The sequence below is a fragment of the Sphingobacterium paucimobilis HER1398 genome (genome assembly GCF_000416985.1).
Lineage (GTDB): Bacteria > Bacteroidota > Bacteroidia > Sphingobacteriales > Sphingobacteriaceae > Sphingobacterium > Sphingobacterium paucimobilis.
Genome location: NZ_ATDL01000015.1, coordinates 147,983 through 162,146, shown reverse-complemented (window position 1 = coordinate 162,146; position 14,164 = coordinate 147,983). Strand labels below are relative to the sequence as shown.

The window sequence follows — 14,164 nt, the reverse complement described above, 5'->3', positions numbered from 1 at the left end:
CCCTACATAGTATATCATGGAAAATTCAAGAAGAACCTTTATTAAAAATGCAGCCTTAATGACAGGCTTTACCATTGTATCCAATACCGTATTAGGCAAGAAGTTTGGCCATACTGCTCCCAGTGATAAGTTAAATATTGCAGGTATTGGTGTTGGCGGTATGGGGAGACGCAATCTGGCCAATATGAATACCGAGAATATTGTCGCATTGTGTGACGTGGATTGGAAATACGCAGGTAAGACCTTTGCCGATTATCCCAAAGCCAAGACCTTCAAAGACTGGCGGACGATGTTTGATCAGATGGGAAGCAGTATCGATGCCATCATGGTAGCTACCCCTGATCATACCCATGCAGGTGTCACTGCACATGCCATCACCCTCGGTAAGCATTGTTATACACAAAAGCCGATGACCCATTCCGTATATGAGTCCAGGCTGTTGACTGCATTGGCTCAGCAATATGGTGTTGCTACACAGATGGGTAATCAGGGAAATTCCTTTGATGCCTGTAGAGAGGTTGCCGAGTGGATACAATCCGATACCATTGGCGAGGTCTACGAGGTACATTGCTGGACCAATAGACCGATCTGGCCACAGGGGTTGATGAAGCCCAAACAGGAGATGACGGTTCCTTCCGAGTTGGATTGGAATCTGTTTTTAGGCCCAGCAGCCAGGCGTCCGTACAATCAAGCTTATACGCCATGGAATTGGCGGGGTTGGTGGGATTTCGGAACCGGAGCACTGGGAGATATGGCCTGTCATATTATGGATCCTATCTATTGGGCACTCGATCTTAAGTACCCGATCAAGGTCAATGGTAGTTCTACATTGAGCAACCTTTATTCGCCACCGCATGCCGAGATCGTAAAATATACCTTTCCTGCCCGTGGGCGAATCAGACAGGTCAATATGCCTGAGGTTACCGTGCATTGGTATGATGGCGGTTTGTTGCCCGACCGACCTACGGAGCTAGCCCCAGGGATGATGATGGGCGATGAGAACGGTGGCATCATTTTCGTGGGCAAGAAAGGTAAGATTATGACAGGCTGCTATGGGATGAACCCCACTTTACTACCAGTTTCAAGAATGGACAATTTCAATAAACCGAAAGCATGGATCCCTAGGGTACCTGGGGGCAATGGTAATATCTGGACCTCCAATGCCCACGAGCAAGATTGGATCCGCGCTTCCAAGGAATCCAAAGCAAACCGTAAGGAGGCAAGTTCCAACTTCGCGTTTGCGGGTCCTTTGAACGAAACCGTCGTTATGGGCGTTCTTGCTGTCCGGTTACAGGGACTTCATCGCGACTTGCTTTGGGACGGAGCAAAGATGAAATTCACCAATATTCAACCTTCTGATCAGCTCGATATCGTGTCTGTCGATGAGTTTAGCGTGATCGATGGAGATCCTAAGTTTGATCGACAATTTACCAAAGTTAATGCGTTGGAAGCAGCCAATGAGTGGATCAAACACACCTATCATAATGGTTTCAGTCTACCTCCAATGCCAAAAATATAAATGATGAAGACAATGGATAATAATTTGAAGCAAACTCCTGCTGGACGTCGTGCATTCTTACAGAAAATGGGCTTACTGACCGGAGGGTTGGTATTGACACAGTCCTTTAGTACGGCCGGTGAGCAGCAGCCTATCAAGAAGATTGGTATCATCGGTTTAGATACCTCACATAGTGAGATGTTTACCAAGGATATTAACCAGGGAACGCTCAAGGATAGGGGATACCGCGTTGTCGCCGCTTATCCCCATGGTAGTAAAGACATTCCCTCGGCCTTAGAAATGAAGCCGCGTATTATACAGGCCATGCGTGATATGAGAGTAGAAATTGTCGATTCTATAGAAAGTCTATTGAGCAAAGTCGACTACATCCTTCTAGAGTCTAACGATGGTCGGGTGCATCTCGAGCAGGCCGAACAGGTCATCAAGGCTGGCAAACCGCTGTTTGTAGATAAGCCTATGGGCGAGAATCTCGCTAAGGTCAAAGCTATATTTGATTTGGCTGAACGCAAACAGGTACCTATCTTTTCCTCTTCCTCGTTGCGGTACGACCAGTTGGTGCGTGAAGTTACAGGCGGCAAGATTGGCAAGGTACTCGGAGCAGACGTATACACTCCTGCAGAGATCGAACCACATCACATCGATCAGGCTTGGTATATGATCCACGGTGTAGAGATGCTGTTTACCGTAATGGGGACAGGCTGTAAGGAAGTGTATCGCGTATATCACCCCGATTTTGAGCAGGTAATCGGTATCTGGAGTGATGGTCGCACTGGCACAGTCCGTGGGATACGCCGTGGAGCTTCCAATATTGCTGGCGTTGCCTTTGGCGAGATCGGTATATCTCCATTAGGCCCTTTTGTGGGATATGGTCCTTTGGTAGCCGAGATACTGACCTTCTTTGATACCGGTCTCCCTCCTGTATCAGCAAGCGAGACCATCGAGATATTTCAGTTTATGCAGGCCGCACAGCGTAGTCGAGAGACAGGTGTCAAGATCGCCTTAAGTGATGTCTATTAATTATCCACCAATAATGAAAGATAGTTTAGATAATCGACACTTTGATGCTATAGTCATCGGTTCAGGAATTTCTGGAGGCTGGGCTGCCAAGGAGCTCTGCGAGCATGGTCTCAAAACCTTGATGTTAGAGCGAGGCAAGGATGTTAAGCACATCAAGGATTACCCAACAGCACATCATGACATCTGGCAGTTCCAACACCATAATCGGGTACCGCTGTCGATTTCCAAGGATAATCCGATCGTATCAAAATGCTATGCCTATGGAGAGGATACCATGCATTTCTTTACTAAAGACAGTGAGCAACCCTATATACAGGAGCAACCTTTTGACTGGATACGGAGCTATCAGGTGGGAGGCAAGTCGCTGACTTGGGCCAGACAAGTACAGCGTTGGTCCGATTTTGATTTTGAGGGACCGGCGCGCGATGGCTTTGCTGTAGACTGGCCCATACGGTACAAGGATATTGCACCGTGGTATAGTCATGTAGAGCGGTTTATTGGAGTTTCCGGAAAAAAAGAAGGCAATATATCCATGCCTGATGGAGAATTTCTGCCGCCCTTTGAGCTCAATAGCGTCGAGAAGATGATACAGCGCAGCATCAATACCAGCTATACCGATAGACAGGTCATCAGTGGGCGCTGTGCCCATGTCACCAAGCCGCAACCCGTTCATATAGCGCAGGGACGGACACAGTGCATGGCGCGCTCATTGTGTAATCGGGGATGTCCCTTTGGTGGCTATTTTAGTTCCAATGCTTCTACCATACCCTGGGCGACCAAGACCGGCAACCTCACTTTACGTCCTGATGCTGTGGTCGAGTCAATTCTGTATGATGATATTCAGGGCAAAGCTATAGGTGTACAGATTGTCGATAGGATTACCAAAGAGGTCCATCAGTATTATGCAAGAGTTATCTTCCTCAATGCCTCGGCGTTGGCCAGTAATCAGATCTTGTTGAATTCAAAATCCCAGCGATTCCCTAGCGGACTAGGCAATGACAATGGCCTTTTAGGCAGATATGTCGCATTTCACAACTACATGGGGCATATCTCAGCTGAGGTTGATGGCTTTGAGGATAAATATTATTATGGGCGACGACCCACGCAACCACTTATTCCCAATTTTAGAAATGTGCATCAGCAAGATACTGATTTTCTACGGGGGTATGCATCCTTTTTCTCAGCCTATAGGAATGCTGCAGATCACTCTGCCGAAGGGGTAGGAGCTGATTATAAAGATGCATTACTTATGCCGGGCAAATGGCGCGTATTTATGATGATGCAGGGAGAGACTATTCCCCACGCAAAAAATCATGTTCGCCTCAGCGATACAGCAGTCGATGGCTACGGTATTCCACAGCTTATTACATCCGTAGGTTATCAGGATAATGATTACAAAAGCTTAGAAGATTTCCTTACTCAGGGCGCCGAAATGTTGGATGTCGCTGGAGCGAAGAATATACAGCAGAATCGAATAGCCAAAAATCCGGGACTGGATATTCATGAGATGGGCGGCGCACGTATGGGGCATGACCCTAAGACATCAATCCTTAATAAGTGGAATCAGGTACATAGCTGCCCCAATGTCTTCGTGACCGATGGTGCCTGTATGACCTCTACCGGAACCCAGAACCCATCGCTGACCTTCATGGCACTGACAGCACGTGCCGTAGATCACGCAGTTAGTGAGATGAAAAAGAACAATATTTAAAGCATCAGCAATTGATTTGATGAGCCAACAAAAATCCCTGGAGCGGGGAGCTTCAGGGATTTTTAACTAACCAATTATTAACCTAAATTATGAATACTGATATAACAGCAATTCCCATGCCGATAGTATGCACATTCATTCCCTTAACAAAAAGGTTACATTCAGAATGTTACGACTTCGATACGATTTTCCGAATCTTTATTTTCTTCTCGGTATCCACCTTCGACATAGTTTCAGGAGATAAGGATCTTAGAAAGCGAAGGTCTCTATCTATAAAGTCTTCCCAACTATTAAATTTATCCTTTTTCAATCCCACACGTGGCCCCCATGCATCTACGAATGAGATGTTACCGAGATTTACAGGTCTGAATCCAATCGTAGTACCATTCTCTATGTCGATTTGATGTACCAGTTCGTCCGCTAGGTTGATGGGGCCATTGATATATTTTTCTATGGATGCCTCGTTGGGATTTTCAATAGAAGATAGCTTTATTGCTCCTCTTAATAGGATACCAGCGTATGTAGTATCATCGCCAAAGGTGATATCTACTCCCGATGCATGCAAGAAGAACTTACCTCTGGTTTGATGTCTAGGATGTTCATAGGTGTAACCGTCATGATGGACACCATTTTCGGGTGTCATGATATAAAATTCAAATTCCGTAATGACATAATTAGAATTACCTATGACGATAGCGTGATTCATTAAGTGATTGGAAATCTCTACAATGCCTTTTTGTACGTTAGCAGTTGAGCTAAAATCTATGATGATATTTTTCATTATTTCTAATTTAGTTGAAATAATGGATGATTCTATAAGTTTATGTTTTTTGAACAGAATTATAGAAGTATCTGATTAGGATGTGCCATACACAGCTTTCAATAGATAGCATTTCAATAAATTTAATGCCTTATATAACTAAAAACTATAATAGAGCTCATGCTGTTAGTTAAGTCTTCATACTCACGTACTGGCATATCGACCAAGTTGAAAACTTTTACATCCACTTTCACCAATCTTAGGCTATCTTTAGACTTCCAAAAGGAAGTATAAAGATGACCGAAGATAGAGAGATAATATACCTTGATTACGCGGCGACCACGCCTACGGATCCGCGGGTTGTAGAGGCTATGCTACCTTATTTTACGCAACGATTTGGCAATGCCGCTAGTCGTACACACTTCTACGGCCAAGAGGCCTCTGATGCCGTGAAAACGGCAAGGCAGCAGATCGCCGATCTTATTCATGCCGAGAAGAGTGAAGATATCATCTTCACCTCAGGAGCAACCGAAGCCATCAACCTTGCTATAATAGGTTCCTTTGAAGCCAGTGGCCGTAAGGACTTTCATATGATTACCGCGCTGACAGAGCATAAAGCAGTTCTGGATACCTGCGCCTACATCGAATCCCAGGGAGCAGAGGTTACCTATTTAGGCGTTGATAGCAATGGATTAATCAATCTGGAGGAGTTGACACAGAGCTTTAGACCCAATACAAAGCTCGTCTCCATCATGTACGCCAATAATGAAACAGGAGTTATACAGCCTATCGAAAAGATTGCAGCGTTGACACACATTCATCATGCTATGTTTTTCACAGATGCCACACAGGCTCTAGGCAAGACAGAAATTGATGTCCGTAAAATGGCTATAGATCTTTTAGCTTGCTCGGCACATAAGCTGTATGGGCCCAATGGTATTGGAGCCTTGTACATTGACCGATCTTATATCAGTAAGAGTCAACTTATGGCACACATGCATGGTGGTGGTCACGAGGGCGGTTTCCGCTCAGGGACATTGAACACCCCAGGTATCGTTGGTTTTGGTCAAGCATGCGCATTAGCGAAGAAAGAAATGGGAGAGGAGGCAGCCAGAATTTCCAAGATAGCCCAACGTATTGTCGAAGGGGTAAGCAAGATCTCCGACTTCACACTCAATACAGATACAGTGGACAAGCTTCCCAACATTATCAGTTTCCGTTTTGGAGATATCGATGCAGAGGCGATTATCATACAATCCAAGAACAGCATAGCACTCTCCAATGGATCCGCTTGTACCTCCAAGGAAATAAAACCCTCACACGTACTTATGGCGATGAAGAATGACCCCAATATAGCTTACGCTACATTACGTCTCAGTATCGGTAGATTTACCGATGAGGCAGAAGTAGACGAAATTATAAGTGCTTTTGAAAAGGCACTGGAGGAATTACAGGCCTATCAATAAAGACATTTAGCAGAGGTTCTATACCACTATTGATGCCTAGTTGGGATTTTCAATAGAAGATAGCTTTATAGCTCCTCTCAATAAGACACTAGCGTATGTGGTATCATCACCAAAGATGCTCGATCTAGTTTCCTGCTAGATATCCTTTGTGGTGATAGATGTATTGCTTGTTTCGTATGCTCAGTAAGCACCTTTCCCTGCTATACAATGCCTTACACCACCTCGAGGATTCTCCATATCACCAGCATAGCGAGGTATAAGGTGACAGTGGAAGTGAAACACCGTTTGACCAGCCATTTCGCCACAGTTCATGCCGATGTTATAGCCATCTGGCGTAAACTCTGTTTCAATAAGTGATTTAGCCAGCATGATAGCATTGTCCAGATCAGTCTTTTCGTCAACGGTAAGCTCAAAATAATCCCTACGAAGTGATTTTGATATTATTAGCGTATGTCCAGGACTTACAGGAAAGCCGTCTCTTATCAGGAAAAAATATCCAGTCTCACCAATGTGCCTGTTTTTACCGATCTCAAAAAAGCTATTAATCCCCATATCCCAAACTATTTATACAAAAACTCAAATCCATTATTCGACGCAATAGTCACCAGAGGATTGATAACATCATAGAATTTATCACGTGACAGTCCAGTACTCAGATCAGTGCCAATATAGAAATAATCTTCCAACAATCTTTCATTAGGCTTATCACGCATATAGGTACGTATTGCTGTGTCCTGCATAGCATAGAACGGCTCAAAATAGTGTTCTAAAGTAGGAAGCTTATTGCTTTTGCTCACATTAAAGCTGCCGTCTGCCGGTATCAGATTCCATATCTGATCGTGCGATACAAAGCTGTAAGGTACAAAGTGCTCTACATGATATTGACCTTTATATAGTTCCTTGCCTGTATAGATACAACTTAGAGGGCCATTGACATCTATTACATAATCCCAAAATTTACGTTGTTTGATCAATGAATTACGGCTAGCCGGCTTTATCAATTTGTTTGGTATGTCAGGTACATTGGGATTACGCACTTGCAAAAAAAGCGACAGATTCCAGTATACATAGTCTCTTATGATACGTATGTGCTTAGTCAAGTACACAAACCATTTATCAGAAATGATTATCCTATCCTTGTACAGCCTATATATAGGTTGATTAACCTCATCCTGCGATAGTTCATATATTTTCCCTCTACTGTTTATTCCCGTATACCATGGACTCAGAAACCAATGGGGGACCTGGTTGTCAAAATGGAATAACAGCTTGCGCGTTTTTGGGTTGTCCGAGTTTTCCAGTCGCATCTTTATCCTCGAGCGGTCTTCATCAATATTGAGGCCTTCGATATCCTTCAGTTGGCGTACAGTATGCTGTATCATATCCTGTTGACCAAATGAAACCTGAAAATAATTAACAGTATACCAAGCATTGGACAGCATTGATGCGAATAGCTGCTCTTTCTTTATCTCCTTTTGTCCACTTTGTATAGCATCAGTTATAGCCAGTAGCCAATAGAATTTATAGGTCGCAGAGGTGCTGTTAAAACACGCTGCTAAATGTTGTGTTGGCAGTTCTTGGTCTGATGGAAATATATTCATAATGACTAAAGATATTGTGAAATGTTAAACTTAGAAGAGTCTCAGTAGATATTTTTGAATTGCTAATACATATCATTTTCCCGAATAATTAGTAACTCTCCATGAGGATCAATAATCTTAAATTATAACAAGGGTAAAATGATGTGTTTATAGTTAATTTGTTGATTTGAAAGCTTCTATAAGTATGTGTCTTATTTTGAGGTCTAAAAATGGGAGCACTATCTTTTCAAAATTTTCTGCCGAAGCTACAATATATTTACTAAGATATGTATGATTCCTATTTTCTTGAAGACTACGTTCATGTAATAAGTCTATATGTTCGCTGATACGATCTGCTAATTGACCATCATTAATGTTCCCATTTTCTAGTTTAAGAAAAAGAGCATTTATCGCATCTTTAAAATCATTAATAACTCGTTCTACTCGATCCAATTTTAACTCAAGACGATTTAATAAGCAAATCTGTATAGTGGCATTTCCTCTACCTTCACCATCAATTCCAATAATTCTAATTCCTTCACCATCTGGGTCTATTTCAAATTCAAAATAATCCTCCGGATGATCCACTTCAGGATGTAACAAATAAGGTCTTTCATCAACTAGCGGAGTTACACCAGCTTTGGATAATGCAAGATCTATATTTCCATCTGCCAATAACATTGGCGCTGAGACTCGATGACCTATCACCGGAAATTTATTGTGTTTTGCCCCTTCTCTATTACACGTTATGCAAGATGGTATGAGGTTTGTCCATTCATAGCAAAGCCAATAATATCCTGGATGCGAACCGTCTTCATTTACTGCTTTTTTTGGTCTATAATGTTCGATATCTGCCTTACAGATTCTTTCGCAATAGGCACATTTATTATGGTAGGCTAAAGAGAGACGATCCTCCACTCTAGACCTTTTCCCATCAGGATGATCATATGCTTCTCTATAAATAGTATCCGTAATTAAATTTTTATCAAGAGTATTTGTTATTGCTAACAATGCTTGGTATGTTTCATTTGATGCTAAACGATCTGTTTTATCTTCTTCTCTTTTTACCACAAATCTCATTGTCGTCTAGATTTAAATAAATCAATCAATTGCTGCTCTTTTTCGTCAGTAAGAAAAGATAGTATTCGTTTTTGAACAATATCATTGAGTTCTATATCTGAATAAGTTGTCTCTGTTCTTATCAGTCTTTTTTGATCATGACTTTCTGGTACAATATCGTCAAATCCAAAAATTGGTGACGTTAATATGGTATTTGGTAAAAGATCTCCCAATTCTAATAGTTCATCCAACCTTTTAATTTTGACTCCTTCAACGGAATTTCGTTCTACTCTATAGATTTGGCTGTTCTTTGGAGCTCCTAAGAAAGAAATAGGACTATGTGTAGAAGCAATAAATTGAACTTTTGGAAATGTCTTACTAAGTTGCTGGACAATTTGTTTCTGCAATTTTGGGTGTAGGTGTATGTCGATTTCATCAATCAAAACAATTCCAGTGAACTCAGAAGGATCATTTATATCTGGCTGTTGATTGTATAATCTTATTAGAATATCGCCTATCATAGCAATCATACTTTTCAGTCCAGATGCTAATTTATTGAATGTTACTTTAGTAAATTCAGCACCGTCGTGGTCTTTTTCAATATATGTAGTTACTGCTTTATCTTCGATTTGATCATCAAATTTAATATCATATAGATTTGGCAATATGTCCGTAAGAATCTCAGTTATATAATTTTTTCGTTTACTAAATTGACTATTTTGCTGACTATTCCAAACATCGAATTGATATTGTAAATCTATCAAGGCGGTCTCATCATTAAATAGTGATGATGTTAATTCTGTGGAAATAGATTTTAAGCTTTTTGAATCTAATCCATGAGTGGTTTTTAATCTGGATTGTCCATAAGCTGCAAACCCCTTAGTTAATGGAAAAGCACTTTCTTCTATGATTCGGTTATATGGGTATGTGTAACTAGTTATATTTAAAGTTGATGAAGATAGTTCTATAGTGATTTTAGCATTTTCACTTTCAGATTTACTTGCATGTATTTTTTGATTACAAATTGCTGTCGCGATGGCTCGAAGAATAGAAGTTTTCCCAGTACCGTTTTCTCCCGTGAAAAATATCCATTGAGAGGAAAAGGGGATTTCACTTATGTGGATATTCTTAATAGGACCATAGTTAAGAATTTCTATCGTACATATTTTTATCGGTTTCTGAGTGTCAACTGAAGCGTGTATAAGATTATTCTCTCTATATCTATCGATTTTTTCTTTTTGTCCTTCAAAATCTACTGCTTCTATAAAATATATACCATCATTAATTTTAGAGAAGAAGGATTTAGCATTTTCTGTTATTATATTGTCAATTATTATCTTATCGGTTTGGATGAAATTTTCTAAACTTACTAAGTAATTGTCCTGGTAGCTTTTTTGGTATCGTATCCCATTTGGCATAAGTCCTAATTCATTTACAAAAAAATTAGTTATAAACCGTCTTTTTTCATCAGAGTCGGAAGTATTAATCTCAAGGTAAGTCTTTCCAGAGTCTAAAAGAATTACAAAAATAATATTTGGTGTTTTATTTTTCCAATCCATTCCTGTCCAGAAGGAAACCGCTAAATACCATTCATTCCCATAGAACCAATACCCCTTATCTAAACGGCTTCCTCTATTACTTTTACGAAAAGTGAATCTAAACGAAGGATCAATTTGCCAATGCCTAACAAGCAAGTTATATACTTCATTTTGTACGATATTTACATTTAGCATAGTGGGTTAATCTATTTTATTATTAAATATGCTGTGGTTTTACTTGGATCGTCTTTCCTAGCTCTTCGTTCTGTAGTCCATTTATTCATTCCAAAATGTTCATTCATAAAACGGCTAACTGATTGTTGAGCAATATCGTCTCTGTCTACTATGTTATCAGGAAGTCCTTCAAGTATTTTTGATTTTAATAACATCCAATGAGCATTATTATTTCTCAATTTTTTTTGTAAATCATGGTCGACATTAATTTTTTTGAAGGCACTTTTAATAAACATTTCTAAAGTGTCTTCTTGTGGTTGATCCGGGTTATAACCTTTTTCATCGTCTATTTTAATTTCTACTGTTCCTACCTCTTTTCGTACTTCTTCAAGCTTTTTATTGAATTTTTCTTGAAGAATAGTGCTGAATGTATTTCCTGGTGACTCGTTATATTTTACATCTTTTACCTTAAATAACTTTTCAAAACTCAAGACTCTTACAGAAATAGGGTAGGGCTTTCCTCCGGAACTACTCCAGAATATTCCGTTTCCTGGAATTGGTTCATTTAATAAAGAACTTAATAAGTCATTGCTAAAGTGTGCATTGGCTTTGCGAAGCGCGCCTAAATCTACAGCAGAAAGTAAGTGAAATATAAACCAATTATCCCCCTGACTTAATATTTCATCTGATATACTTCCTGGTTGCTGTGTAATCAAAACGGTTCCTAATCCAAATTTTCGACCTTCTTTAACCCAGGCAATATAAGGGCTATCTGTTCCTCCTGAATTGCCTAATACAGATTGAGCTTCCTCTATAACGGCGATCGTAGGAATACTATCTGGTTCTGCCTTTGTGAATTCTGTCTGATTGTGTTCAAATATTTGTTGAAGAATGATGCCTGAAAGTATTAGTCCATTGGCCCCACGCATCTGCGATATATCTACTACACATAGTTTACCATTGCGAAGTGAATCAAAAAGTTTATCTAACATTTGACTGCCTGGATCATGTATAAGCCTAATAATGGTTGTAATATTAGAGCGAATTGCAAATATCTCGGCATCTTGCCTGTCATTACTTTGATCTCCTAATATAATATCTCTTAATTCTTCAATAGGAGTAGTATTTCCATGAATATTAACTAGATCTATCAACCTTCTCCAATTAGCGGCATTGAGCCCTTTAAGTTTTTGAACGTTTTGTTGGCTCTGTCTTTCAGGAGGAAGGGCTATAGATATTATTTCTGCAGGTCTTAGTCTTCTTATATCAAGACGAATAGTTCCAGCAACAAAAGACTGATAGAATGGGCTGGTAGATTCTCTATTGGTGAATACTACTACTTTGTCTTCTAAATGTGGTACATCGCATAGACCTGGTCTGCCATTATCGTCCGGCCAAAAGTATTCTCCATCCGGATCAAATATAATTGTGCCAACAGGGGATTGTTTTCCTTGTTTCTTTGTGATGACTGGTGGTTTTTTATAAAGATTGCTAAAAAGAAGTTTTACCAAATTGGACTTTCCAAAACCTGCTCTTGCAAATACGAAGGATCTTCTGGACACTAACTGTTCGATCTTAAATTTTGTTATCACTTCTGGTGATTTTGGGACCATCCATGACTCTAAAACAGCTTGAGTATCGCTTTTACTTCCATTATATACAAATTCTCCATATGCTAGGTAACCAAAAGCTGGCGCTGGTTCATCTGCTTCGTCAACAATATTATGTCCTGCTACTTCCTTTAAAACATCGTCTGACAGGAAAGCTACTCTACTTCCTACATGTGGTAATCTTCTATGAGAAGGTGCAAAAACTATTTTTTTTCCATTGAGTCTTATAACTCCGAGAACCCGAATATCAACTTTATATTTTAAGTAACCCTCTCTCAGATCTTCCGACACTTCTCTTCCTTCGGAAATAGCTCTTATTGCATAATCTTCACCTGCTGTACCTGCTAGTTTCCCTAATGCTGCAACAGAGGTAATCCGACCAAGAACAGCTTCATTATCACCTTCTAATGCTACCACTAAAAACTGCCCATGCATTGGGATGTTTTGGAATATGTTATCATATTTTAGAACAATATCGGCGTGAAACTCTAATCCGCCATCACTGAATCCTTTAAAGATTCCGACTATTTTATCTTCTGGAAATAATTTCATGATTGTCTATTCATTATTGAAGAGTTACCTAAAGCTTGGTAATCAATTATATCTTTTTTATCATCTGGTAATATGTTTTTGACAGCCTGTGCTACCTCATCCTGAAGGATGTCCAGATCAAAATCTACTACTTGTGCATTCTCCAAAGCTTTTTGTAGACAAGCCGGATAATGAGGTGTTGGGAATCCATCTAATGTATCCATGTATAGATATCCAAATATTTCGGCATCAGTAGATGATTGAGAATTTAAAAGGTCTATTGCCCAAACTGGATCACCGCTTTTCTTTCCAAACCGAACTAAATATAGTTCTCCCATGGAATATTTATTTACTTCTCTATCCACTTCCTCTTCTTCTCCATCAACACGTTTCATGTATTCTTTCCATACATACGAATTTCTTTCCATCTCTTCCGGAACTTTAGCATATCTCGGTTCTCCTGTTGGGAAAATATTTTCTATTTGCATTGCTAATGAATATCTGGATAATACCTGACTATGCTTTGCTAAACCAACAAAGAAAATTTTAATTTTTTTTTGTTTGTATGCATTTTCGATTGCAGTATTAATATTTTTCATCATTTCCACAAAAAGAGGACGTTTATTAGCTGCATCGTATTTGAATATTTTACTCCTTAAAAGTCCGTCTTTTACAATTACAGTATTGCTTGCGAAGCCTTCATAACAAATTTTGTTATATAACACTGCCCATTCACATAAATCTCTGTATGTCAACACCCATGATTTGGAAACTTCTGTTGAATTTTCTCTCATTTTTTTCCCCGAAGGAATCATAGGACTTAAATCATTTAAAGTCTTACACCCTAGATCTTTCATTAGTATACCTAACAAGGTTTGAGGGTTTCCTAAATCATCAAATTGTCTTTGGCTTAATATATCTGTATCTGTTGTGGGGGTAATGACATCTAAACATAGGTTATTTCCATATGAATCTACAACTCTGATTATTTGGAAGTAAAATGGATTATAAATGAGTTTGTTGTTGGTTCCATCAGTTGCGACTAAAGAAAATGTGGTTATGGTTCGGGGCTTAATTACGCGTACGTTTGATCGCATTTCATTTGCTTCCGCGCGGAGATCTTCCAATAGATTTTTATCAACTATCGCGCATTCTTTGATAGCCTGCTTGATTTGGGGGATTTCTTCAGGATCAAACAT

At 39.7% G+C, this 14,164-nt stretch carries 11 protein-coding genes; 4 read left to right on the top strand and 7 right to left on the bottom strand.

The window, feature by feature from the left end; all coding sequences use genetic code 11:
* Window positions 1-16 precede the first annotated feature (16 nt).
* The 3 genes from M472_RS33695 to M472_RS33685 are packed head-to-tail and all read left to right on the top strand — an operon-like array spanning window position 17 to window position 4,247.
* Window positions 17-1,519 (top strand): Gfo/Idh/MocA family protein, encoded by a 1,503-nt coding sequence (locus M472_RS33695; protein ID WP_022829336.1) that lies wholly within the window; start codon window positions 17-19, stop codon window positions 1,517-1,519.
* The gene (locus tag M472_RS33690; protein ID WP_021070317.1) at window positions 1,520-2,536 is read left to right on the top strand and encodes a Gfo/Idh/MocA family protein; all 1,017 of its coding nucleotides are present in this window, start codon (window positions 1,520-1,522) and stop codon (window positions 2,534-2,536) included.
* Between the two features lie 13 nt (window positions 2,537-2,549).
* Complete coding sequence (locus tag M472_RS33685; protein WP_021070316.1) at window positions 2,550-4,247, top strand: GMC oxidoreductase; 1,698 nt, start codon at window positions 2,550-2,552, stop codon at window positions 4,245-4,247.
* Between the two features lie 169 nt (window positions 4,248-4,416).
* On the opposite strand, the gene M472_RS33680 is transcribed toward M472_RS33685, so the two are convergent.
* Window positions 4,417-5,028, bottom strand: a complete 612-nt coding sequence (locus M472_RS33680; protein WP_021070315.1) for a hypothetical protein — start codon at window positions 5,026-5,028, stop codon at window positions 4,417-4,419.
* Window positions 5,029-5,303: 275 nt separating this feature from the next.
* On the opposite strand from M472_RS33680, the gene M472_RS33675 reads away from it, so the two are divergent.
* Window positions 5,304-6,473, top strand: coding sequence for a cysteine desulfurase family protein (locus M472_RS33675; protein ID WP_021070314.1), 1,170 nt, complete (start codon window positions 5,304-5,306; stop codon window positions 6,471-6,473).
* A gap of 180 nt (window positions 6,474-6,653) precedes the next feature.
* Here the strand turns inward: M472_RS33675 and M472_RS33670 are convergent, their stop codons facing one another.
* The 6 genes from M472_RS33670 to M472_RS33645 all read right to left on the bottom strand — a co-directional run bounded on the left by M472_RS33670 (window position 6,654) and on the right by M472_RS33645 (window position 14,164).
* The gene (locus tag M472_RS33670; protein ID WP_021070313.1) at window positions 6,654-7,025 is read right to left on the bottom strand and encodes an HIT family protein; all 372 of its coding nucleotides are present in this window, start codon (window positions 7,023-7,025) and stop codon (window positions 6,654-6,656) included.
* Between the two features lie 8 nt (window positions 7,026-7,033).
* The gene (locus M472_RS33665; RefSeq protein WP_021070312.1) at window positions 7,034-8,074 is read right to left on the bottom strand and encodes an HNH endonuclease domain-containing protein; all 1,041 of its coding nucleotides are present in this window, start codon (window positions 8,072-8,074) and stop codon (window positions 7,034-7,036) included.
* 153 nt (window positions 8,075-8,227) lie between these two features.
* Window positions 8,228-9,133, bottom strand: coding sequence for an HNH endonuclease family protein (locus tag M472_RS33660; RefSeq protein ID WP_021070311.1), 906 nt, complete (start codon window positions 9,131-9,133; stop codon window positions 8,228-8,230).
* Entirely contained in the window at window positions 9,130-10,845 is a 1,716-nt protein-coding gene (locus M472_RS33655) for an AAA family ATPase (RefSeq protein ID WP_021070310.1), read from the bottom strand. The genes M472_RS33660 and M472_RS33655 overlap by 4 nt, the downstream gene beginning before the upstream one ends.
* A gap of 11 nt (window positions 10,846-10,856) precedes the next feature.
* Complete coding sequence (locus tag M472_RS33650; RefSeq protein WP_021070309.1) at window positions 10,857-12,986, bottom strand: ATP-binding protein; 2,130 nt, start codon at window positions 12,984-12,986, stop codon at window positions 10,857-10,859.
* Window positions 12,983-14,164, bottom strand: coding sequence for a hypothetical protein (locus M472_RS33645; protein ID WP_021070308.1), 1,182 nt, complete (start codon window positions 14,162-14,164; stop codon window positions 12,983-12,985). Before M472_RS33645 ends, M472_RS33650 begins: the two co-directional genes overlap by 4 nt.

Excerpts from the sequence above, each read along its gene's own strand:
- M472_RS33680 (WP_021070315.1), bottom strand. The coding sequence starts at position 5,028 with ATGAAAAATATCATCATAGATTTTAGCTCAACTGCTAACGTACAAAAA.
- M472_RS33660 (WP_021070311.1), bottom strand. The coding sequence starts at position 9,133 with ATGAGATTTGTGGTAAAAAGAGAAGAAGATAAAACAGATCGTTTAGCA.
- M472_RS33690 (WP_021070317.1), top strand. The coding sequence starts at position 1,520 with ATGATGAAGACAATGGATAATAATTTGAAGCAAACTCCTGCTGGACGT.
- M472_RS33645 (WP_021070308.1), bottom strand. The coding sequence starts at position 14,164 with ATGTTTGATCCTGAAGAAATCCCCCAAATCAAGCAGGCTATCAAAGAA.
- M472_RS33655 (WP_021070310.1), bottom strand. The coding sequence starts at position 10,845 with ATGCTAAATGTAAATATCGTACAAAATGAAGTATATAACTTGCTTGTT.
- M472_RS33665 (WP_021070312.1), bottom strand. The coding sequence starts at position 8,074 with ATGAATATATTTCCATCAGACCAAGAACTGCCAACACAACATTTAGCA.
- M472_RS33670 (WP_021070313.1), bottom strand. The coding sequence starts at position 7,025 with ATGGGGATTAATAGCTTTTTTGAGATCGGTAAAAACAGGCACATTGGT.
- M472_RS33650 (WP_021070309.1), bottom strand. The coding sequence starts at position 12,986 with ATGAAATTATTTCCAGAAGATAAAATAGTCGGAATCTTTAAAGGATTC.
- M472_RS33695 (WP_022829336.1), top strand. The coding sequence starts at position 17 with ATGGAAAATTCAAGAAGAACCTTTATTAAAAATGCAGCCTTAATGACA.
- M472_RS33675 (WP_021070314.1), top strand. The coding sequence starts at position 5,304 with ATGACCGAAGATAGAGAGATAATATACCTTGATTACGCGGCGACCACG.
- M472_RS33685 (WP_021070316.1), top strand. The coding sequence starts at position 2,550 with ATGAAAGATAGTTTAGATAATCGACACTTTGATGCTATAGTCATCGGT.